This is a genomic window from Paraburkholderia sp. NMBU_R16 (assembly GCF_013282575.1).
Lineage (GTDB): Bacteria > Pseudomonadota > Gammaproteobacteria > Burkholderiales > Burkholderiaceae > Trinickia.
This window is the reverse complement of the sequence record NZ_JAAAYE010000042.1, coordinates 31658-53462: the sequence shown is the minus strand read 5'-3', so window position 1 is coordinate 53462 and position 21805 is coordinate 31658. Positions and strand designations below refer to the sequence as shown.

Sequence of the window (21805 nt, the reverse complement as noted above, 5' to 3'; positions counted from 1 at the left end):
GCCACGCTGCAAAACCTCGGCGTGGTGGCTTCGTTTAGCCGGCCGCGCGTGAGTAACGACAACCCATACGCTGAGGCGCTGTTCCGCACATGCAAGTACCGGCCCGACTACCCGCGCAGAGCATTCGCGAGCCTTGAAGCGGCGCGTGCGTGGACGCAGCAGTTCGTGCGTTGGTATAACCATGAACACAAGCACAGCGGCCTGAAGTTCGTCACACCGGCGCAGCGTCACCACGGTGTTGCCACCACCGTGTTGGCGCAACGGCATGCCGTCTACGCGCAGGCCAAGGCGGGCAACCCACATCGGTGGTCTCGCTCGACTCGCAATTGGGAATTGAAGGACGAGGTCTGGCTCAATCCGGAGCGTGCGCCCCGAGCCGAATTAAAGCAGTGCGCATGATGCGACGCGACAACTACGTTGACAAACACCGGATCGACGCGGTAGGCAAGCGCGAGGACGAGGCCGAAAAGCAAACTATGCAGCAGCAGGAAGGCGTTGTGCGGGCCCACGGGTGAGCCCACAACAGCGCAGACCTTTCCCACTAATGCTGCGAGCAAGCTGTACAGCCAAAAATGATTGAAGTCTGCAGTGCTACCCAGATGGAGCTGAGGGAATTGGGCAAAAAGCTGCGACGTGGGGACGAAATAGAGGATTGAATGAGATTCGGCGAGTTGATTCAACGCTGCCCAAGCGTTGGGAGTCATAAACGGCCGGTGCGTGGTCGTCCATGCCAGATACATAGCGTAATATTCAGTGCCGTCCCCAACCCGTGTTGGCGTGAGCGATTTCGTTGCGAGAACATAGATAACGGCTGCCGCCGCAAATGCGAGCAGATAGGCGAGGAGGTCGCGTAGGCGGTATCGCGTTTGTGCTGATGAACGTGTCATAGGCTGGCATTTGCCACGAGCCGTTGGTACAACCTAACGTACTCGTTGGCCATTTGTTCGGCCGTGAACAGCCGATGAAAACGTTGCTTCGCGTTCTTACCCAGGCGGCTCGCCAACGCGTCGTCAGTCCAGATCCGCCTCATCGCCTCGCGCAGCGCTCCCGCGTCGCTAGGCGCCACCACGATCCCTGTCTCGCCATCAACGTTCACATACGACGTCCCCGTCCCGATCTCGGCGGAAATCAGCGCCTTCCCGAACATCGCCCCTTCCAGCAGCGATATCCCGAACGCTTCCGATCGCAGATGCGAGGGAAAGGTCAGCGCATGACAAAGGGTCAGCAGCGCGATTTTATCGTCGTCGCCAACGGGGCCGACGAAATCGACGTTGTCGAGTTTCAGTCGCGCGGCCTGCTGCTTCAGTTCTCTCTCGACTGGCCCGGCCCCTACGATCACCGCACGGAACTCGGTACCCGCGAGCGCATCGAGCAGGATATGCAGCCCCTTGTAGTACCGCAGGTTGCCCACGAACAAAAAAAACTTCTCGCCGGCCCGCTCGCGCCAATATCGCAGCTTGTCCTCGGTGGGCGCCGCATAAGACGCGGGATCGAGACCGATCGGAATGACCTCCACCTTGTCCCGAAAGCGCCGCAGCACGTCGCTCGTCTCGACGTAGTTCGGCGAAGTCGCAACGATCTTGTCGACGCTGGCCAGAAACCTGTCGCGCAGCGGCTTATAGAACTGCAGCAACACCTTCTGCCGCACGATATCCGAGTGATACGTGACTAGGCACGGCTTGCGCACGCGCGTCAGAAAATGCGCCATATCGACGAACGGCCAGGGGAAGTGATAGTGAATCACGTCCGCATGCCGCGTCAGATCCTTGAAACGCTTTAACGCGTGAATTGAAAATGCCGACGAGGCAATCTCCACATCGAGCTTGGCGCGGTGATGAATGTGATCCCCGAAATCGACGGTCGAGGTATCTCTGCTGACCGTCAACACTTCGCTCGTCACGCCTTGTTTCGCCGCGCCGGAGCATATCTGCCCAATCAGCTCTTCAACTCCGCCCATCGAATCGGGCTTGTATGTCTTATAGAAATGGAGAACGCGCATGAGTCAGGCAGGGTTCGTGGGCACGACGTTCGTTGTTCGCTTCTTCGGCAAGTCTGCCGCGCCCGCGCCCGATCGAAGCAAGGGAAGGGGGCTTGCAGCCCCCTCATAACCGCAGTTCAGCAGGGTGCGCGCCCGTAGATGTCTTCGAAGCGAACGATATCGTCTTCGCCCAGATACTCGCCGCATTGCACTTCGATCAGCACGAGATCGAGTACGCCCGGATTGACGAGCCGATGCTTGTGCCCCGCCGGGATATACGTGGATTCGTTCGGCTGCAGCGAGATGATCTGCTCACCGTTGACGATTTCCGCGCAGCCGCTGACGACGATCCAGTGCTCGCTGCGATGGTGGTGCATCTGCAGAGAAAGCGACGCGCCGGGTTTGACGACGATGCGCTTCATCTTGAAGCGATCGCCTTCTTCGAGCACCGTATAAGTGCCCCAGGGGCGATGCACGGTGCGGTGCAGGCGGCATGCATCGTCGTTCGTCCGCTTGAGCTTGGCGACGATCTGCTTCACGTCCTGCGCGCGGTCCTTGTCGGCGATCAACAGTGCATCGGGCGTATCCACGACGATGAGATCACGCACGCCGACCATGCCGATCAGGCGCTCGTCGCTCTGCACGAAGCAGTTCTCGACATCGTGCAGCGCGGTCCTGGCATTAATGCGGTTGCCGCTCTCGTCGGGCGAAGTCAACTCGCTGATCGCAATCCACGATCCGATATCGTTCCACCCAAGATCGCACGGCACGACGTTGACGTTGCTCGACCGTTCCATGACGGCGTAGTCGATCGAAATGTCTTGCGCCTTGCCGAAATGCGCTGCATCGAGTTCGACGGAAAAGCCATCGTCGGACGTGCTGCGTCGCGCGTCCTTCACAGCCGCAAGCGTAGGCTCGATGACGTTCGGCGCATGCTTTTGCAATTCGTCGAGCATCGTCTGCGCGGTGAAGCAGAACATGCCTGCGTTCCACAGGTGCCGGCCAGTACCGACCAATTCCTTGGCGATATTCAGCTCGGGCTTTTCAATGAAACGTTCGACCTTGTGGATGCCTTCGGCACCCGGTAGGGGGCGCGCTTCGAATTCGATATACCCGTAGCCCGTTTCCGGCGCGGTCGGGCGAATGCCGAACGTCACGATGCGGCCGTTGGCCGCACCGCGTGCCGCGTCTTGCACGGCTTGCGCGAAGGCTTGCTCTTTCTCGACGAGTTGATCGGCCGGCATGACGAGCATGATCGCATCGGGGCCGTGCGCCTCGCGAACGACCTCGGCCGCGGCGCCGATTGCGGCCGCCGTATTGCGGGCGGCGGGCTCGAGCACGAAGCCGACACGCGATACGTCCGTGTCCAACTCACCGCACTCGTCCTTGGTCAGGAAATAGGTCTCGCGATTGGTAACGATCAGGACTTCGTTCGTCGACGCAACGCGAGCTGCGCGCAAGAACGTCTTTTGCAGAAGGCTTTGACCGTCAGCGAGCTTGAGCAGCGGTTTGGGAAACGCTTCCCGGGAGACGGGCCAAAGGCGCGTTCCGGCACCGCCGCAGATGATGACAGGAATGATATTCATCGGCGCTGATCCATTGTGCAGGGGGCGATTCTAGCGGAAATTGGCCCCGGCGGACCGAAATCGAGAACATCTGGTTACGGATTTTGCACGATCCGGCGCATGGCGCTATTCCTTCCCCCGTCTTTCATGAAGTATCTTCAACGGGGTTGTTTTGGCCTATTCTGAGAGGGCCGTGGCGGGATCGGGCGTGGTGTTGGCGCCACTTCGCATGGAAATTGCTACCGATCTGCCTCATAATGCTGGCCTGCGCAATTGTATGCGGGCCGGCTGCCGCGATCAATAACAAGAACGCTAAAGCGTTGAACGGCCTCTGTGCGCTATGTATTCCAACTTTACTCCGAGGAAAAGTCGCGGAATGTCTCGATTTAAATCATCGTGGCTGTCGTTGAGCGCGTTTGCTTTCGATGCGCTCGCGGTGACGGCCGCATGGCTTGCGGCTTACGCGATTCGCTTCAACGGGGACGTACCCGTTGCCTTCTTGTACGGCGCGCTGCATGCGCTGGTCTGGGTTGTACTGGTCTATGCGGTGATGTTCCGCGTGTTCGGTCTTTACCGGGGCATGTGGGTGTTCGCGAGTCTGCCGGACCTGGTCCGTATTTCGAAGGCCGTTGGCGCCGGCGCGCTGCTCATCATGATCGGCGCGGTCATGCTGCAGCCATCGCCCATCATTCCGCGTTCGGTGCTGATCGTCTGCCCGCTGCTGCTGTTCCTCGTCATGGGCGGCGCGCGCGCGTTGTATCGGACTGCGAAGGAATTCTATCTTTACGGGGGTCTGGTTGCCCAAGGCAAGCCGGTGATCGTGCTGGGCGCCGGCTCGGCCGGCGCGAGTCTCGCGCGCGAGCTGTCGCGTTCGAGCGATTGGCGCCTGGTCGGCCTGCTCGACGACGACCCGGCCAAGCAGGGCCGCGAGATCTACGGTTATAAGGTCTTGGGGCCGATCGCCGATTTACAGCGCTTTGCTCAGCAACTGAAGGCGGAGCACGCGATCATCGCCATTCCATCGGCATCGGTGGATGCCCAGCGCCGGGTCGCCGCGATCTGCGTGCGTGCCGGAGTCCGGGCGATGGTCCTGCCGGCACTGGCCGCATTGACGAAAGGCCAGCCTTTCCTCGCACGCGTGCGGCATATCGATCTGGAAGACTTGCTGGGGCGCGAGCCGGTCACGATCGATACGCCTCATGTGGAAGCGTTGCTGCGAGGCCGCGTGGTCATGGTCACGGGCGCGGGCGGTTCCATCGGCTCCGAATTGTGCCGCCAGATCCTGCGCTTCGAGCCGGCTCAATTGATCGCCTTCGATGTTTCGGAGTACGCAATATATCGGCTGGTCGAAGAGCTGACGGACCACCATCCCGGCCTCTCGATGGTACCGGTGGTGGGCGATGCCAAAGACTCGCTCTTGCTCGATCAGGTTTTTTCGCGCTATGCCCCTCATATCGTCTTTCATGCGGCGGCCTATAAGCACGTCCCGCTGATGGAGGAAGTGAACGCCTGGCAGGCGGTGCGCAACAACGTGCTCGGCACCTATCGCGTGGCACGCGCGGCCATCCGCCACGGCGCGAAGCGCTTCGTGCTGATCTCGACGGACAAGGCAGTCAATCCGACGAACGTCATGGGCGCGAGCAAACGGCTCGCGGAGATGACCTGTCAGGCGCTTCAGCAAACGAGCAACGGGACGCGATTCGAAACCGTCCGCTTCGGCAACGTGCTCGGCAGTGCCGGAAGCGTCATTCCGAAATTCCAGAAGCAAATCGCGAAGGGCGGGCCGGTCACGGTCACGCATCCCGAGATCACGCGGTTCTTCATGACGATCCCCGAGGCGTCGCAGCTCGTCTTGCAGGCGTCGAGCATGGGGCAAGGCGGCGATATCTTCGTGCTCGACATGGGCGAGCCCGTGAAGATCGTCGATCTGGCGCGCGACCTCATCCGTCTGTACGGCTTCACCGAAGAGCAGATTCGAATCGTTTTCACGGGCCTGCGTCCCGGCGAAAAGCTCTACGAAGAGCTGCTCGCCGACGACGAAACCACCGCCCGCACCGTTCATCCGAAGCTACGCATCGCCCGCGCGCGGGAAGCCCCGAGCGATCTCCTCGACGAGTTGATGCCGTGGTTGATGCAGCATCGGGTATTGACCGACGATGAAGTGCGCCGCGATTTGCGCCGCTGGGTCCCAGAGTATGAGACGGCGTTGCCGCCGCGGCTCGAATCGGTCCCCATTACGCGGTCAGCCGGGGTGTTGACGCGCTAACGAGCAGCGCGCACCCCTCCCGGGGCGCCAATTTTGGAAAATCGACGGCTTCCTGTCGTAGGATGGCGGCTTTGATCGTCAGGCGTCTTTCGCCCCTTTTTTCAACGCCACCACGGCTCGCTGCCATTGCATGAAACTGCTTTTTGATCTCAATTCGCTGCGGCCGCCGCGCAGCGGCGTCGGCTACTATACGCAGCACTTGCTCGAAGGATTGTTGGAGCAACCGGATGTCGAGGCAATTGCCGGATGGGTGGGCTCGACCGTCTACGAAGGCGATGCGCTGCGTGCGCTGATGTGCGATCAAACGTCGCTGGCCAAGGCCGCCCAATTCAGCAAGGGGTTCACCGCATCGGCTCTGCGCGCCGCGCGCAACGTCCCTGGCGTCTATAAAGCTCGAACGCTGGCCCGAAGCTTTGCTTCCGCGAGTCTGCGTCGGGACTTCGCCAAGCGTGGCTACCTCTATCACGAGACGAATTTCATCGCGTCGCGCTACCGCGCGCCTTCCGTCGTCACGGTCCACGATCTGTCCCATCGGCGGCACCCCGAATTCCACCCGAGCGTGGCCGTCCAGTATCTGGACGATGGATTGCCGCGCACGCTTGCTCAAGCGCGCGTCGTCATTGCCGACAGCCACTACACGAAGAAGGAAATCCACGACATCTATGGATTGCCCGACGAGAAGGTCGTCACGGTCCATCTGGGCGTGGAATCGTGCTTTCAGCCTCGATCGGAGGAAGTCTGTTCTGCTGTGCTCGCGGCCCTGGGGCTGAAATACCGTGGCTTCGTGCTGTCGGTCTGTACGTTGCAGCCGAGGAAAAACCTGCGCCGGCTCGTCGCGGCCTACGCCCATTTGCCCGAAGCGCTGAGGCGCGAGTTCCCGCTCGTTCTGATCGGCGCGAACGGGTGGATGAATTCGGATCTGCAGCGCGATATCGGCCCCTTGGCGAACGCCGGTCAAATCATCGCGCCGGGCTATGTGTCCCGGGCCGACCTCACTCGGCTGCTATCGGCTGCGGCAGTATTTGCCTATCCGTCGCTTTACGAAGGGTTCGGTCTGCCGGTGGCAGAGGCGATGGCAAGCGCGGTCCCGGTGTTGACCGCCAATGTGACGTCCTTGCCCGAAGTGTCGGCAGGGGCGGCTTGGGAAGTCGATCCTTATTCCGTCGATGCGATCGCCGACGGCCTCGCGCGATTGCTCGAAGACGCTGCGTTGCGTGAGTCGCTCGTCGCCAAGGGCTTGCAACGCGCCGCCGAACTCACCTGGGCGGCAACGGTTGAGCAGACTTGCGATGTCTATCGGTCGGTGCTGGCGTGATGCCCGCCAGGCGTTATCGTTGAGGCGGGTTCATACAAGGAGGCGGTGTGCGAATTGCCATAACGGGAGCTAACGGTTTCGTCGGTAAGGCGTTGTGTGCGCTGCTGCGCGACAGCGGCCATGACGTCGTTGCGCTCGTGCGTCGGCAAGGTGTCTGTACGCCCGGTGTGCGCGAATGCCTGATCGAGGATGACAACTTCGCCTCGCTCGCGTTGGGCAGGCCCGCCTTCGGCCCTTGCGACACCTTCGTTCATCTTGCGGCCCGCGTGCACATCATGCGCGACCGCGCCGTGGACCCGATCGCTGCCCATAGAACGACGAATGTCGACGGCACGCTCAACGCCGCGCGCGCCGCATCGGCGGCCGGCGCGCGGCGGTTCGTTTATGTCAGCAGCATCAAGGCGCTCGGGGAGGGCGAGCCGGGACGACCGTGGCGCGAGAACGACGAGGCGTCGCCTGTCGATCCATACGGCATATCGAAGCGCGAAGCCGAGCTGGCGTTGCGCGAGTTCGGGCGGGCGGTTGGAATGGAGATCGTCGTCGTGCGTCCGCCGTTGGTCTACGGTCCGGGCGTGCGCGCGAATTTCCTCGGTCTCATCAAGGCCGTCGAGAAGGGCGTTCCGTTGCCGCTGGGGGCCGTCGATGCACAACGCAGCATGGTCTATGTCGGCAATCTGGCGGATGCGATTCGTGTGCTCGCCACCTATCCCGCCGCGCTCGACGGTGCCTATCACGTGACCGACTGCGAGGATTTGAGCGTCTCGCAGATGATTCGCGCCATTGCCGATGCACTGGGCAAGCCGGCGCGGCTCGTGTCGGTACCTGTCTCCTTGTTGCGCCTGATCGGAACTTTGACGCGGCAGTCGGACCGGATCGATCGGCTCACTGGGCCCTTGCGCGTGGAATGTAAGCGGCTGCGCAGCGAGCTCGGATGGACGCCACCGTGGCAAGTCACTGATGGGCTGAAGGAAACGGTGCGGGCACGATCGACCGTTTCAACCGTTGAATGAGGCGCCATCGATGACGATATCGTCGCTTCTGCTCACTGGCTTCGCCGCTGCACTGATCTGCTTCGCAGTCCTATGGACCCTGCTTCGCACGGGATGGGCGTTCGATATAGCGCTCGATATTCCCAATCATCGTTCGTTGCACGTGAAGCCGGTGCCTCGTGTGGGCGGATGGGGCGTGTTGCCGGCAGCGCTTGCGATCATTGCGATCGAAGCTCCGCTGATGCGTTGGTTCGCCGTCGGGGCACTCGTCCTGGGTGCGCTTTCGCAGATCGACGATCGCCGCGGCTTGTCCGCAAAGACGCGTTTCGCGGCGCATTTGATCGTGGCCGGGGCGGCGGTAGCGCTGAGCGCGAACGGCATCGATTGGTGGCTCGCCGTGGCTGCCGTCATCGCGCTCGTCTGGCTCATCAATCTCTATAACTTCATGGATGGGTCGAACGGCCTCGCGGGCGGCATGGCGGTCTTCGGTTTCGCAACCTATGCCGTGGCGGCGATGGCTGTCGAGCCGCAGTTATCGATTGCCTCGGTGGCGATTGCGGGCGCCGCGTTCGGCTTTCTCTTGCTCAACTTCCATCCGGCTCGCATCTTTCTGGGCGACGTCGGGTCCATCCCGCTGGGTTTCCTCGCGGGCGCGCTAGGGTTTTGGGGCTGGCGGCACGGTGCGTGGCCGGTCTGGTTTCCGGCGCTCGCCTTCGCTCCGTTCATTGCGGATGCAACGGTGACATTGCTGCGCCGGCTCGCGCGCGGCGAAAAGGTCTGGGAGGCGCATCGGCAGCACTACTATCAGCGCCTCGTGCAACTCGGCGCGACCCATGTCCGCGTCGCGTTGTTCTATTACGGCCTGATGTTATGCGGTTCGACGCTCGCGCTGGTGGCGCTGCATACGCCGCCCATCGCGCAATGGCTGGCAGTTGCATGCTGGTATCTGGTGATGGCCGGCGTAGGCATGGGCATCGATCAACGCTGGCGCGCGTTTGAGCGCTCGCGCGCCGGGACGGCGGCCTGAATACTGCGGTAGCGCGGGCGTGGTGGCGCAGCGCGGATGCTTAGCGCCGCCCGCTGCGCCGCACGACGAGCCACTTCGGCGATCTGAAACGGACGATGCTCACATAGAGCCAGACATACGTCAGTGCGAACAGCACGACGAATGCGAACAGGTGCACCGTGTGCTGCCAGAAGAGCGTCGCGGGAATGACCCCAATGAGGCACAGCAGCCACAGATAGGGCGATGTGAACGAATTGCGCCGCGTCAGCTCGTGTGCGGTTTTAGCGCCGACGGCCCAACGCATGAGGCGCTTATAGACGAGCATGTGCAAATGCACCCCATCGGGAATGCCGGGCGACATGCCGCGCACGAATTTCTTCCGGTAGATCGAAAAGCACGTCTCGAAGATCGGATAAACGAAGAGCAGCACGGGATACCAGGCCGAGACCTCGCGGTGTCGCATGACGAGCATGATCGCGAGCTCGGCAAGCATGAAGCCGATGAAATAGGCCCCGCCGTCGCCCAGAAAAATCAGACCGGCCGGGAAATTCCAGATGAAGAAGCCGAGCACCGCGCCCATCATGATCAGCGATGCCGACAGCACGATCGGATCGGAGAGGCGGAACGCCACATAGGCAAGCGATGCAAACATCATCATCGCGACCATCGAGGCAAGACCGTTGAAGCCGTCGATGATGTTGACCGCATTCGCCAAGGCCGCGACCGCCAGCACGGTCACCGCGGCCGAAATGACCGCATAGGAAAGCAGAAAATCCAACGGTGGCACGCTGATGCGCACGACCGCGATATGCAGCGCGAAATAGGCGAGGGCGGCGGAGCCCATGGTGGCGACCAGGCGGGCGGTGGGCGAAACGCGCTTCGTGACGTCTTCGATCAAGCCCGAGGCGAATGCCGGAATGCCGCATGCGATCAATGCGAGGATGCCCAGCGAGACAGCCGGATAGGGGCCGTAGAGCTCAAGCGTCGACGCCACGAGCCCGACAAGAATCCCGAGGCCGCCGACGCGCGGAACGGGCCGGGCATGAAACTTCTGTACGCCAGCCAGATCGGCATCGATCGAGAACCTTTCGTGCAGATGCGCATAGCGCACGATCAGCAACGTGACGAGTAGCGAGACGAGAAAGGCGAGTGCGAAACTGAGCATGAGCGGTAGCCGGGTGGCGGACGGCGAATTATACCGAGAGCCGTCCGCATGCCTGCCGCGTAGGGGATGAGGCGTGAACTGCCTTATGCGATTTCGATAGGGTAATCGGTGCAGACGCGAGACGGCTCGTGATCGAACCACGCGACGCCTTCTTGCACCATCGTTATCCGCAATATGTACTTGCCTGCGCTGTCCGGGGTGAGGACCCGAACCGGGTAATGCTTGCATTCGCCGGCGCTAAGCGTTTCGGTGAGGGCGGTACGTTCGCCGTCGAAGACGACGATGCCGCCGGTTTGGGCGTCGAGCCAATGGTACGAAAGATTGAGCGGATAGGGTGTCTGGCTGGCCAGACGGAAGTGTGAGCGGTTTGCCACGACAACGTTTGCGCGGACTACCGAGCGAGGTTGCGCGAGGCGCGGCGCGCTGACGACCGTCATGGCGATTTGGCCTCGTTCTTCGGTGCGCAACGGAACCTTCCAGGCGGCCGGAGTATGGCGAGGATTTGCCTTCCATTGGCTCATGAGCAGCGAGTCGACCATTGTGGCGTACCGTTGCTCGAATACCTTCGCGGCCCAGTCGTACAGCTCGCGATCGAGTTCGGTGACGCGATGGATGGCTTCGAGCGCTTCGACGGACAGGGCCTCGGCCGGGACCCGATTGGGCGAAACGTTGAGCTTTCGTTCCTCGATGACAGGGTAGAAGCCGAGCGTGTGACTCAGAAGCTGCAGCGACTCGCTCATTCGCTCGGCCAAACCGACGAAGAGGCACTGTTCGAGGCGGGCCTTGGCGAGGGTCAGCAGTTCGCGATCGTACTTGCGGCTCGCATATTCGCGCACGACTGCCTGCCCGTAACCGACGGGATCTTTCGCGAGTTTCTCGTAATCGAGGTCGACCGCGAGGAATAACGTCTGAGCATTGATCAAATCCCAGTTCGTTACTTCGTCGGAGACGAAATCCAGGAGCGACCAATTCTCGTTCACGACCTGATGGTGCCGATATGCGTCGGGCTCGCGGCGCACATGGGAATACCATGAAATGGTGCGTTGAACGGGGTCGCGCAGCATCGTTATGTAAGCGAGGTCTCTTTTCAAATAGGTATTCAAGCCGTGCCATAAATGGCCCCGGAAGAAGGCGTACTTGGAAAGATCCTGCCTCGGAAGCGCGAAGAGGCTCGGCAGCAGCTGCGCAGGGCAGATTTCGCTGGAATCGAATTGGCTATCCAGGAAACTTACCAGAGAAGTTCCAGCTGTTTTGGGTATGTGGAGGTAATAGAGAGGTAAATCGGACATTTCTATTTATTGATCTGATTTTTGCTAATTTTATATCGTTTTGTGATCCTTATAAATAACGAACTTGTTACGTTGGCTTACAAGGTGGAAGCAGCGGTTCCGTCTGGTTGGCGCACATGCGCTCGATGCCGTGCTCGGCTCGCCAGCCAAGTGTCTGCCCGGCCGCACTCGTGCTCGCAAAGCATGAAGCCACATCGCCGGGCCGCCGATCCCCGAGCTCAACTGCCGAACGCAGAAACCCGACGCGCGATGCTGGGAGCCGGCGAAATCAGCGGAGCGCGTCGCGCCCGCTTCAAGACGCGGTGTTTGGGGGGGCGCCAGGGAAAGCGAACAATCTGTCGCCGTAACCCGTTGAAATGTATGTGGTTTCGGTACGTTTTATTGAAATAGACCTTTATACCGAACATCGACATGCTCGAGCTCGCGGATGATGTTATGAGGCAGTACCTCGACGCCTCGTCCGCGCTTACGGCCCTCGAAGAAGCCGAACGGGAGCAGTCGCAGGTACCGTCCCGTCTCGATCAAGCAAACCCATTCGGATTCATCGACTGCCACCGCCAATGATCGACGCACATGCGCTCGATGCCATGCTCGGCGCGCCAGCCAAGTATCTGCTCGGCCGCGCTCGTACTCGCAAAGCATGAAGCCACATCCCCAGGCCGCCGATCCACGAGCTCATAAGGCACCTTCCGCCCCGAAGCGGCCTCGAACGCTTTCACCACCTCCAACACCGAGTACCCGCGCCCCGTACCAAGATTGACGGTCAAGCTGGCATCGCGCACCTTCAACGCATCGAGTGCCGCGATATGCCCGCGCGCCAGATCCACGACATGGATATAGTCGCGTACGCCCGTGCCGTCAGGCGTGTCATAGTCGCTACCGAACACACGCAGTTTGTCGAGCTTGCCTACCGCGACCTGCGCCACATAAGGCATCAGGTTGTTCGGAATGCCCGCAGGGTCCTCGCCGATACGTCCGCTCTCGTGCGCCCCAACCGGATTGAAATACCGCAGCGTGGCAATGCGCCAAGCGGGATCGGCGCGTTCAACATCGCGCAGAATCTGCTCCGCGATCAGCTTCGATTGCCCGTAGGGGTTCGTCGCCGAAAGCGGGAACGATTCGTCGATCGGCGAGCGCTCGGGCACACCGTAAACCGTCGCCGACGAACTGAAAACGAACCGCTTCACATTCCGCGCACGCATCGTATCGAGCACGGTGAGCAAACTGTCGATGTTGTTGCGGTAATAGTCGATCGGCTTCGCCACCGATTCGCCGACCGCCTTCAACGCGGCGAAATGAATCGCGGCATCGATCGGGTGTTTATCGAAAATCGCGCTCAGCGCTGCGGCATCGCATGCGTCGGCTTCGTAAAAAGCGACTTCACGGCCCGCAATCTCCTCGATGCGTCGCACGGCCTCGCGCTTGCTGTTGACGAGGTTGTCGACGATGACCACGTCATAACCGCTTCCGAGCAGTTCGACCGCGGTATGCGAGCCAATGAACCCCGCCCCGCCCGTCACCAGAATCGTGCCTTTCATCGCCATCGTCGTGCTCCGTCAAAGATAAAGAGAAACGCCTGTGAGTTCGCGCAGCGTTTCGAGGTAGCGCGCGATGACAGTCGTTTCGTCGAATTCCGCCGCGACCTTCGCGCGACCGCGCTCGCCCATTGCACGCCGTTCGTCGGGCGTCAGTGCCATCATCGCTTCCAGCTTGTCTGCGAGGCTTGCTGCGCTTTTCGCCTCGCAGAGAAATCCCGTGATGCCGTTGGCCACCACCTCGCGGCAGCCCGGAACATCGGTCGCCACGATCGGTCGGCCCATCGCCGACGCTTCCATCAGCGTGCGTGGCACGCCTTCCCGGTACGAAGGCAGTACGACACAGTCCGCGTTCGCAATGTGCTCGCGCACGTCATGCGCCTCACCGAGATATTCGACGATGCCTTCGCGTTGCCATGCTTGCAGCGTGTCGAGCGTCACCGCGCTCGGGTTGTCGACGCCGGCCGGCCCGAGTAGCTGGAACCGCGCCGTGGGATGCCGCTCGCGCAAGATACGTGCCGCCTCGACATATTCGCCGACGCCCTTGTCCCAAAGCAAGCGCCCGATCAAGACAAATGTAAAGTTCTGTTTCTGTCGCGGCGGGGTATAAGCGAAATGGTTCAGGTCGACCCCTTCGCCATGGAGCAGGCGTGCCCGCTCCGGGTGCGCGAGCAGCCGCGATTCGACGAATGCGGTTTGATCGTCACGGTTGAGGAACCATACCTGGCGCGGAAACCGGAACGCGAACCGATAGAGCGCCTTCGCTACGATCGCCGCACGGCTCTTTTGGATGAAGACGTAGCCGAGGCCCGTCGTGACCGCAATCGACGGAACACGCGCAATCCATGCGGCAACGGTGCCGTAGATGTTCGGTTTGATCGTGTAGTGAAACACGATGTCGGGTTTGATCGCGCGGTAATGGCGATACAGCGCGGCGAATGTACGCAGGTCGTCGCGCGGGTTGGTCCCTTTCGACGCCACGTGCAACTCCACGAACCGGCAGCCCATTTGCTCGAGCAGGGCGGTCGTGCGATCGCGCGGCGCGATGACCGTCACCGTCGCGCCATTGGCGATCAGCGTGCGAATCAGTCCTTGGCGATACGTGTGGATCGCAAACGACGTATTGCAGACGAGGCAAATGGAAAGCGTTCGCGCAGCGGTAGCGGTAGCGCGAGTGGCAACGGCAGCGGATCGAGCGGGCGAATTCATGCGGTACGGGCGGCAAAGAGGACACGCTTCATGCGGTGAAGCCATCCGTAGGGTGTGACGAGATGCAGCAGATTCTTCGCGAGTCCTAACCAATCGTAGACGTTGCGCGCGTTGAAATAGCGCATGCCGAGCCGGATCGTGGAGACGATCTGCCTGCGACGCTTCGTAGCGCTGATGCCGTCCGGATTGGCTTCGTAATAAAGCCCTAGCTCGGGCAGGTTCGCACAGTCATAGCGTTCCATGAGACGCAGGAAGAGGTCGAGGTCTTCGGCCGCCGGATACGCAACGCGGTAATTGCCGACCGCACGCACCGCATCGACGCGCAGCATCATCGCCGGATGCACCAACTGCGAGCGGAAAAAACGCAAGCGGCGAATTTCAGCCGGCTCGGTGGCGGGGCGCAACGTGAAGAGCGGTTCGCCTTCGCGTGTGACCACCTGCGTCCACATGCCGACACCGGCAACATTCGGATTCGCTTCGAGGTAGGCGCGTTGCTTGGCGAGCCGCTCGGGCGCGGCAAGATCGCCGGCATCGATGCGCGCCGCGTACTTGCAGCCGCGTGAGGCGAGTGCTTCGATGCCCGCCTGTAACGCCCGTTCGATACCGCCGTTTCGCGGCATCCGCAAAATTTCGACGCTCACGTTCGGCAGAGCCGGTGCGACGATCGGCGGATCGCTGCCGTCGTCGACGAGCAAGACGTGCACAGCGGCGCGTTCGCGAAACGACGCCAACGTGCGCTCGACATCCGCTTGCCCGTTATAGGCGGGCATCAGTACCGCGACATCGGCAAGCGCGTCGCTCGGCGCGGACGGCAGCGAAGTAGTGGGCGTCGTCATGACAGCTTGTAGCGAATGTAATAGAGGTTCACCGCGGCGGCGGCGGCATAGCCGGCGGCCAGCCCAACGAGCGCGCCGTATGCGCCGATCCGCGCGATGGCGACGAGGTTGACGACGAACGCGACGGCGAGCGCAAGCACCCACTTCGCGAGCAAAACGAACTTCGCCTGATATTTGAGCACGACCAGATTGCCGATGGCCTCGACGCCGGCCGGCACCGAAAGCCAGACACACCAGCGGAAAATCGCGACGGCGCCCTCATAGCCGGGGCCGAAGACGCGTGTGATGATCAGGTGTCCGAACAAACCGAGCACGAGTGCGCCAGCCGCCATCAGCGCGGCGGCGAATAGCATCAGACGCCGTACGTTGGCGAGCAGTTTGGCGGTGTCCTGCACGCGGTAGATGAAGGCCGGCGCGATGGTCTGCGCGAGCATGAGCCCGAGCGCGATCCAGTTTTCGTTGATCTGCTGTGCGGCCGAGTACCGGCCGAGATCGGCGAACGAGATGGCGCGCTCCAGCATGAGCCGGTCAAGCTTCAGGAACAGATACATGCAGACGAGGCCGATCCAGAACACGGTGCCCGCGCTTGCGAAGTGACGCAACAGCGGCCCGTCGACGCGCCAGCCGAGCTTACCGCCATGGCGGCGCATGTAGTAGACGACGAGCGCACCGCCGATGACGGCCGATTCCGCTGCCCAGAGCCAGCCGAACGCGGCGGGCGCCATGGCAACGCGCACGAACAGATAGACGAGGGCGGCTTTCGCGAGCGCGGTGACGATGCTGGTCAACAACTGCGGCTTGCTGTAGGTCAAGCTTTGCAGCCACGAGTTGATGACTCCGATGAACGGCTCGCGAAAGAGCATGGTCACGGCCAGGCCGGCGAGCATGGCGCCGACGAGTGGGTCGGTTACGCCGAGTGCGATGGCTGTCCAGGTCGCGGCGAGTGCGAGCACCGAGACGCTCATGCGCAGCGCGAATGCGCTGCCGAGCACCGTGCCCAGCTCGGAGGCAGGGCGATGCACGATCGTCGGGACGAGGATTTCGGCGCCGCACACCCATGTGATGGGCGCGAGCACGAGCAGCAGCGTGTTCGCGTATTGCCATTTGCCGAATGCGTCGGGGCCCAGATAGCGCGCAAGCAGGCCCGCGATGGCGATGGCGACGACGATCTGCGTCAGTCTTTCGAGCCCGAGCCAGATAATGTTCGCGACGGCTTTCGCGACGTCCTGATTGGCAAGACGCTTCAGCATACGGCGGGCGGCAGGGAATTTGCTCGTCGTGGGACGCGCTTCGCTAACGCCTTGATACAAGCTTCGGCTGACGAATGTCCGGCAATGAAACGTCTTGGCATTAAAATGAGCGCGTCGTGCGTCCGTTGAGAAACGGCAATTATAAGTGGGAACGATCGCGCACCCCTCGTGCGGCGGCGGTGTAAGGGGAATCGGCGACACCGCGTGCGGCGCGCTGCGTTTGGCGCCGCAACGCCGTTTTGCGTCCTTTTTTGCAGACTGAGAGCCTATCCATGATTTCACAATCCATCTTCAAGGCGTATGACATCCGCGGCGTCGTGGGCAAGACGCTCGATGCCGATGTGGCGCGCTTGATCGGCCGTGCATTCGGCAGCGAAATTCGCGCGCAGGGCGGCGACGCCGTCGTCGTCGGACGCGATGGACGCTTGTCGGGTCCGTCGCTCGTCGCGGCGCTGGCCGACGGGTTGCGCGCGGCGGGCGTCGACGTCGTCGATGTCGGCATGGTGCCGACGCCGGTCGGCTACTTCGCGGCAAGCGTGCCGCTCGCGTTGCCGGGCGGCGAACTATCGGTCGATTCGTGCATCGTCGTCACCGGCAGCCACAATCCGCCCGACTACAACGGCTTCAAGATGGTGTTGCGCGGCGCGGCCATTTACGGCGAGCAGATCCAGGCGCTTTATCGCCGTATCGTCGACGGTCAATTCAGTGCCGGCGACGGCGGCTATGTCGAATACGACATCGGCGATAAATACATCGAGCGGATCGTCGGCGATATCAAGCTCGCGCGCCCGATGAAACTCGTCGTGGATGCGGGCAACGGTGTCGCGGGCGGTCTTGCCCCGCGTCTGTTCAAGGCGCTTGGCTGCGAACTCGTCGAGCTGTTCACCGATATCGACGGCAACTTCCCCAACCATCATCCCGATCCCGCGCATCCGGAGAACTTGCAGGATGTGATCCGTGCACTGAAGGAAACGGATGCTGAAATCGGCTTCGCATTCGATGGCGACGGCGACCGTCTCGGTGTGGTCACGAAGGATGGCCAGATCATCTATCCGGACCGCCAACTGATGCTCTTCGCGCAGGAGATTTTGTCGCGCAATCCCGGTGCGCAGGTCATTTACGACGTCAAGTGCACGCGCAATCTGGCTACCTGGGTGCGCAAGCATGGGGGCGAGCCGGTCATGTGGAAGACGGGCCATTCGCTCGTGAAGGCGAAGCTGCGCGAGACGGGCGCGCCGATCGCCGGTGAAATGAGCGGACACGTGTTCTTCAAGGATCGCTGGTACGGTTTCGACGATGGTCTGTACACGGGCGCTCGCTTGCTCGAGTTGCTTGCTCGCGCGAGCGATCCGAGCAAGATGCTCAACGATCTGCCGAATTCACTATCGACGCCAGAGTTGCAACTGAAGCTCGAAGAGGGCGAGAACTTCACGCTGATCGCGCGCTTGCAGAAAGAGGCGCGCTTTAAGGGAGCGGACGAAGTCATCACGATCGATGGGTTGCGCGTCGAATACCCCGATGGTTTCGGGTTGGCGCGTTCGTCGAATACGACGCCTGTCGTGGTGCTGCGCTTCGAGGCCGACAGTGCCGAGGCGCTCGCGCGGATTCAGGACGATTTCCGGCGCGTGATTCTGGCCGCCAAGCCTGACGCGAAGCTGCCGTTCTAAGCGAAACGCGCTGCCCCGGTGGGGTGCCGGGGCAGCGCGGACGTGCCTTACTGGAGAAAAAAATGCATCCAATGAGTTCCGGGCACTGGCTGTTCGGCATCGTCGTTCTGGTCGCGATGCTCTATCCGTACATCAGAATCATCCGCCGAGCGGGGTACTCGGGCTGGTGGTTCCTGACGATGTTCGTGCCGATCGTCAACATCGTCATGCTTTGGGTCTTCGCTTTTGCACAGTGGCCCGCCCTCAATCGCCCCGATCGATAGATCGATGCATCGATAGTGCAGCGCATAGGCCCGCAAGGAAAGCTGACGCGTCAGCGCCGGCATTCCTGAGCGCATTCGCTCACGACCTGTTCGAAGCAGCCCACCGCATAATCGACATCGTCCTCGGTCGTGTACCGCCCGATGCTGATTCGGATCGTTCGACTGGCGGCATCCTGCCCGAGTCCGATCGCGGTCAGTACATGCGACGGCGTACCGGCTGCGGAATTGCAGGCCGAAGTCGACGAGACGGCCAGATCGCCGGGCAGCATGAACGTGAAAAAGCCTGGCAGATCGATGGTGAGGCTCAGCGTATGGGGAATGCGCCGCGCTGCGGCCGCATTGTGCTTGACGCCTTCGAGTCGAAGTACCCGTTCGAGCAGCCGCGCGCTCAATTTCGCGATCCGCTCGCTATCGGCTTGCATCTGATCCTGCGCGATCTCGCATGCGGTGCCCATTCCGACGATTTGATGCGTGGGAAGTGTGCCCGAACGCAGCCCGCGTTCGTGGCCCCCGCCATGCATTTGCGGTGCGATGCGCTCGCATACCTCGCGGCTGACATATAGCGCGCCGATTCCTTTGGGGCCGTAGACCTTGTGTGCCGACATCGACATCAGATCGATGCCGAGTGCCCGTACATCGATAGGCGTCTTGCCGAGCGCCTGCGCCGCATCGACGTGCAGCAGCGCACCGGCCTCATGAACAACGCGCGATATCGCGGCGATGTCGGTCAACGTGCCGAGCTCGTTGTTGACGAGCATCAGCGAGACGAGGCCAGTGTCCTCGCGCAACGACGCGGCTACCGCCTCCACAGTGATCTCGCCGTTTTCGGATGGGCGCAGATAACTGACGGGCATGCCGCGCTTTTCGAGGCTTGCCATCGTATCGAGCACGGCTTTGTGTTCGAGCTGGCTCGTGATCAGATGCCGTCGCGCCGAGGCGTTATCGGCATAGCCCTTCAGGGCGAGATTGTTCGATTCAGTGGCGCCGGAAGTCCAGACGATTTCATCGGGAAAGGCGCCGATCAGCGCCGCTACCTGTTGGCGTCCACGTTCCACCAACTGGCGCGCCCTCTGGCCGGCGGCGTGAGAGCTCGACGCCGGATTGCCGAAGGCACCCGTCATGCCGAGGCATCCGAACATCGATTCGATGACGCTCGGATCAGCTGGCGTCGTGGCGGCGTAGTCGAAATAGTGCAAATGGCCCGCGTCGCTCATCTTCTTTTCTCCGCTCTTAAAGAACGAAGCGATCGTACGCTCAGTAGCCTAAAAAGTGCTTCCAAAATAAATTGGATATTGCTTGGAACTTGGTGGGAATTTCTATGCTTTTTTGATGTCGAGGAATTTTTTTGCGTCGCGGGCACTGGCTGCCGGTGTGGCGGCCAACGCCGCGTTGGCAGTGCTCTTTATGCTCATTGTTCGCACCGGCCCAACCTTCGCATGCTGATGAAGCGAAGTAACGGGTCGGGATCCTACGCGAGCCCGATCGCGGAAGGCGGTGCGCACGCGCACCCATTGCTTCGCGATCACGAGGGCGGCAGCTTCGCAAACGGATATCTAATCAAGGTCGGCTCGCTGCACGTATGCGGCCCATTTCTGTCTGCCGCGGCTCAGGACCGAAGGGCACAGTTTAGTAAGGAAAACTAAATGCAGGGAGTATCCAGCGACGATGCTAACGCGAGAAGAAACGCATTCGACGCCGCCGACGCGACGCATCGTGTCGAGGTACGGATGGATTGTGGCTCCGTTCGCGTCCATTCGCCCGCGATAGAGCGCCTCATAGGCTTGTCGGAAGCAGCGATCTCCGCGCAAGGCGCGCAATTCCGGGTCGGCGGCGAGGACGGCGCCGACGAGAGCGCCGCATCGAAAGCCCGGCGCCAGTATTTCGAGCGCACCCCTGCGTTCGAAGCATCTTGCGAGGAATTCGATAAAGTGGCGGTCGATGAATTGTTGTCGATCGCGAATGCACGCATCGGCATCGCGCGCCAATCACTGAGCAATGCCAACGATCCCGATATTCGCATCCTCGAAGCGTTTGTCTGGTACATCGAAAACGCCCGTGCGAACAACATCGATGCAGGCGATCTCGAAATCGTGCCGCTGAAAGAAGCGCTTACGCGCCTTCGCTGCGTACTCCAGGAATGGACGACGCTAAAAAAGACCGCGGAGCGTCCGGCAAGTTGGGAGGGGCACATCTCCTGCGCGATGTTTTTTTTCACGGTTCATCATCTTTACCGGCTCGCGGCGCGCCCCGAATTCACGACGATCCAACCGCAACCGGTCGATCCCAAGGAAGTCGGTCGCGTGCTGGCGGCAACCGACGCATTGATCGCAACGCCATTCGCGGACACGCCCGACGAAAGAGACAAGGCAGACCGCAACCTCCTTACGGCCTATCGTTGGTATATCGAGAACGCTGCGCAAGGCATCGTTGGCGCGGAGTTCTTGAAGCTTTTGCCGCTCCGAAAGGCGCTCGATGATCTCGATTCCATCGTCAAGGACTGGGATAAGGTGCGCACAAAAGAGGCAGCGGCCGATCGAGCCGCCGAGGCAAGCGGCAAGGTACTGGACATCAGTCCGCGCGAGCGTGCTTGGCAGGCTTTCACGAGCGGGGCGACCATATGCTTCGCGGCGCGGGACGAGCTCAGGTTGCGGCGGGCTGACCCGGAAACGAATCGTTAGGACGTTATTGCGTCGGTGGCCCCGCCGGCGCCGCTGCTGCCGGTTGCGACGCAAGATTGTCCTTCCCCGCGTCGGCAGGTGTCGATGGCGTTGCCGGCGCCGCAGGCGGCGAAGCCGGCAACTCGCTCGCTTTGATCTTCGAAGGCTGCGGCACGGGCACGGCCTTCACCACGGTACGCAGGTACTGATCGACGTAATCGAAGAAGCGGTCATAAAACTTCGGCGACTGAATGGTTTCGCTCGATACCTTCACCATTGCATCGCTGTTCGAGCGAATCGGCAGCGAAAGCGAGCCGAGAATGCTCAACCCCACGCTTGCCGACGTGTCGCTCTTTTTCAGCGTATAGCCGCTTTGCACGGCGTTCGCGTAGACGAGGCTCGAATTCTCGGCATCGTCACCCGGCGTACAGACGACATGGAATTCCACGGTGATGTGCTTGTCGCCGCTCGGCTGAAAATCCTTGCTCGCGTCGATCGTGTCGGAGCGCGTCGTCGTAGTCAGATACCCCTGGCTCAGCAGCGCACGCCGTGCAGCCTCGCAGGCATCGGGCGACGTTGCGGCGAAATGGCGCGAGAACTGGCTCGCTCCCGTATCGAACATCTCCTGCTGAAACTTGGGTTGCTGCGGCGCGCTCGAACAGGCCGCCAGCGCGGCGAGCCCGGCAAGCTGCAGCACGATGCCAAAACGAAAAAAACGATACGAACGGTGCATGGTAGGAATCGGTACGAAGAAGGGCACGCCCGCGGGGCGGCGCTCAAACGGACTATTGTAGTGTGATCGGCGCGCGAAGAAT

At 61.5% G+C, this 21805-nt stretch carries 17 protein-coding genes and 1 pseudogene; 8 read left to right on the top strand and 10 right to left on the bottom strand.

What is annotated here, in order from left to right; genetic code table 11:
* Positions 1–399: integrase core domain-containing protein (locus GWC77_RS20110; RefSeq protein WP_173259910.1), on the top strand; the 399-nt coding region annotated here is incomplete at its 5' end.
* A 484-nt stretch (positions 400–883) separates the two neighbouring features.
* On the opposite strand, the gene GWC77_RS20105 is transcribed toward GWC77_RS20110, so the two are convergent.
* Both GWC77_RS20105 and GWC77_RS20100 read right to left on the bottom strand, forming a co-directional pair.
* On the bottom strand, positions 884–1999 hold the full coding sequence (locus tag GWC77_RS20105) for a glycosyltransferase family 4 protein (RefSeq protein ID WP_173259909.1): 1116 nt from the start codon (positions 1997–1999) through the stop codon (positions 884–886).
* Positions 2000–2115: 116 nt separating this feature from the next.
* Positions 2116–3564, bottom strand: a complete 1449-nt coding sequence (locus GWC77_RS20100) for a mannose-1-phosphate guanylyltransferase/mannose-6-phosphate isomerase (RefSeq protein WP_173259908.1) — start codon at positions 3562–3564, stop codon at positions 2116–2118.
* A gap of 355 nt (positions 3565–3919) precedes the next feature.
* Here GWC77_RS20100 and GWC77_RS20095 point away from each other — a divergent pair, with 355 nt between their 5' ends.
* From GWC77_RS20095 to GWC77_RS20080, 4 genes are all read left to right on the top strand, one after another.
* Entirely contained in the window at positions 3920–5809 is a 1890-nt protein-coding gene (locus GWC77_RS20095; RefSeq protein WP_173259907.1) for a nucleoside-diphosphate sugar epimerase/dehydratase, read from the top strand.
* A 130-nt stretch (positions 5810–5939) separates the two neighbouring features.
* Positions 5940–7124: a glycosyltransferase family 1 protein gene (locus GWC77_RS20090; protein ID WP_173259906.1), complete on the top strand. Its 1185-nt coding sequence runs from the start codon at positions 5940–5942 to the stop codon at positions 7122–7124.
* A gap of 47 nt (positions 7125–7171) precedes the next feature.
* A complete protein-coding gene (locus GWC77_RS20085; RefSeq protein WP_173259905.1) occupies positions 7172–8134 on the top strand; it encodes an NAD-dependent epimerase/dehydratase family protein in 963 nt (320 codons plus the stop codon).
* A gap of 10 nt (positions 8135–8144) precedes the next feature.
* Entirely contained in the window at positions 8145–9140 is a 996-nt protein-coding gene (locus tag GWC77_RS20080; RefSeq protein WP_173259904.1) for a glycosyltransferase family 4 protein, read from the top strand.
* 40 nt (positions 9141–9180) lie between these two features.
* Here GWC77_RS20080 and GWC77_RS20075 read toward each other — a convergent pair whose 3' ends face one another.
* The 6 genes from GWC77_RS20075 to GWC77_RS20050 form a co-directional block, all read right to left on the bottom strand.
* Positions 9181–10284 (bottom strand): glycosyltransferase, encoded by a 1104-nt coding sequence (locus GWC77_RS20075; protein WP_173259903.1) that lies wholly within the window; start codon positions 10282–10284, stop codon positions 9181–9183.
* A gap of 83 nt (positions 10285–10367) precedes the next feature.
* On the bottom strand, positions 10368–11573 hold the full coding sequence (locus GWC77_RS20070) for a sulfotransferase family 2 domain-containing protein (protein ID WP_173259902.1): 1206 nt from the start codon (positions 11571–11573) through the stop codon (positions 10368–10370).
* A gap of 521 nt (positions 11574–12094) precedes the next feature.
* Positions 12095–13117 carry a UDP-glucose 4-epimerase GalE gene (gene galE / locus GWC77_RS20065; RefSeq protein ID WP_173259901.1) on the bottom strand — a complete coding sequence of 341 codons (1023 nt, stop codon included), beginning with the start codon at positions 13115–13117 and terminating at the stop codon, positions 12095–12097.
* A gap of 12 nt (positions 13118–13129) precedes the next feature.
* Entirely contained in the window at positions 13130–14317 is a 1188-nt protein-coding gene (locus GWC77_RS20060; protein WP_173259900.1) for a glycosyltransferase family 4 protein, read from the bottom strand.
* Positions 14314–15153 carry a glycosyltransferase gene (locus tag GWC77_RS20055; RefSeq protein ID WP_173259899.1) on the bottom strand — a complete coding sequence of 280 codons (840 nt, stop codon included), beginning with the start codon at positions 15151–15153 and terminating at the stop codon, positions 14314–14316. The genes GWC77_RS20060 and GWC77_RS20055 overlap by 4 nt, the downstream gene beginning before the upstream one ends.
* Positions 15150–16403: an oligosaccharide flippase family protein gene (locus tag GWC77_RS20050; protein ID WP_173259898.1), complete on the bottom strand. Its 1254-nt coding sequence runs from the start codon at positions 16401–16403 to the stop codon at positions 15150–15152. The genes GWC77_RS20055 and GWC77_RS20050 overlap by 4 nt, the downstream gene beginning before the upstream one ends.
* Before the next feature lie 272 nt (positions 16404–16675).
* On the opposite strand from GWC77_RS20050, the gene GWC77_RS20045 reads away from it, so the two are divergent.
* Positions 16676–18070 carry a phosphomannomutase/phosphoglucomutase gene (locus GWC77_RS20045; protein ID WP_173259897.1) on the top strand — a complete coding sequence of 465 codons (1395 nt, stop codon included), beginning with the start codon at positions 16676–16678 and terminating at the stop codon, positions 18068–18070.
* Between the two features lie 71 nt (positions 18071–18141).
* Entirely contained in the window at positions 18142–18333 is a 192-nt protein-coding gene (locus GWC77_RS20040; RefSeq protein WP_254367060.1) for a hypothetical protein, read from the top strand.
* A gap of 71 nt (positions 18334–18404) precedes the next feature.
* On the opposite strand, the pseudogene GWC77_RS20035 reads toward GWC77_RS20040, so the two are convergent.
* Positions 18405–19547 (bottom strand): annotated as a pseudogene (locus GWC77_RS20035) (cysteine desulfurase family protein); the annotation flags it as partial.
* A gap of 429 nt (positions 19548–19976) precedes the next feature.
* On the opposite strand from GWC77_RS20035, the gene GWC77_RS20030 reads away from it, so the two are divergent.
* A complete protein-coding gene (locus GWC77_RS20030) occupies positions 19977–21011 on the top strand; it encodes a hypothetical protein (protein ID WP_173259894.1) in 1035 nt (344 codons plus the stop codon).
* A gap of 4 nt (positions 21012–21015) precedes the next feature.
* On the opposite strand, the gene GWC77_RS20025 is transcribed toward GWC77_RS20030, so the two are convergent.
* Positions 21016–21723 carry a DUF2242 domain-containing protein gene (locus GWC77_RS20025; RefSeq protein WP_173259893.1) on the bottom strand — a complete coding sequence of 236 codons (708 nt, stop codon included), beginning with the start codon at positions 21721–21723 and terminating at the stop codon, positions 21016–21018.
* Positions 21724–21805: the final 82 nt, after the last annotated feature.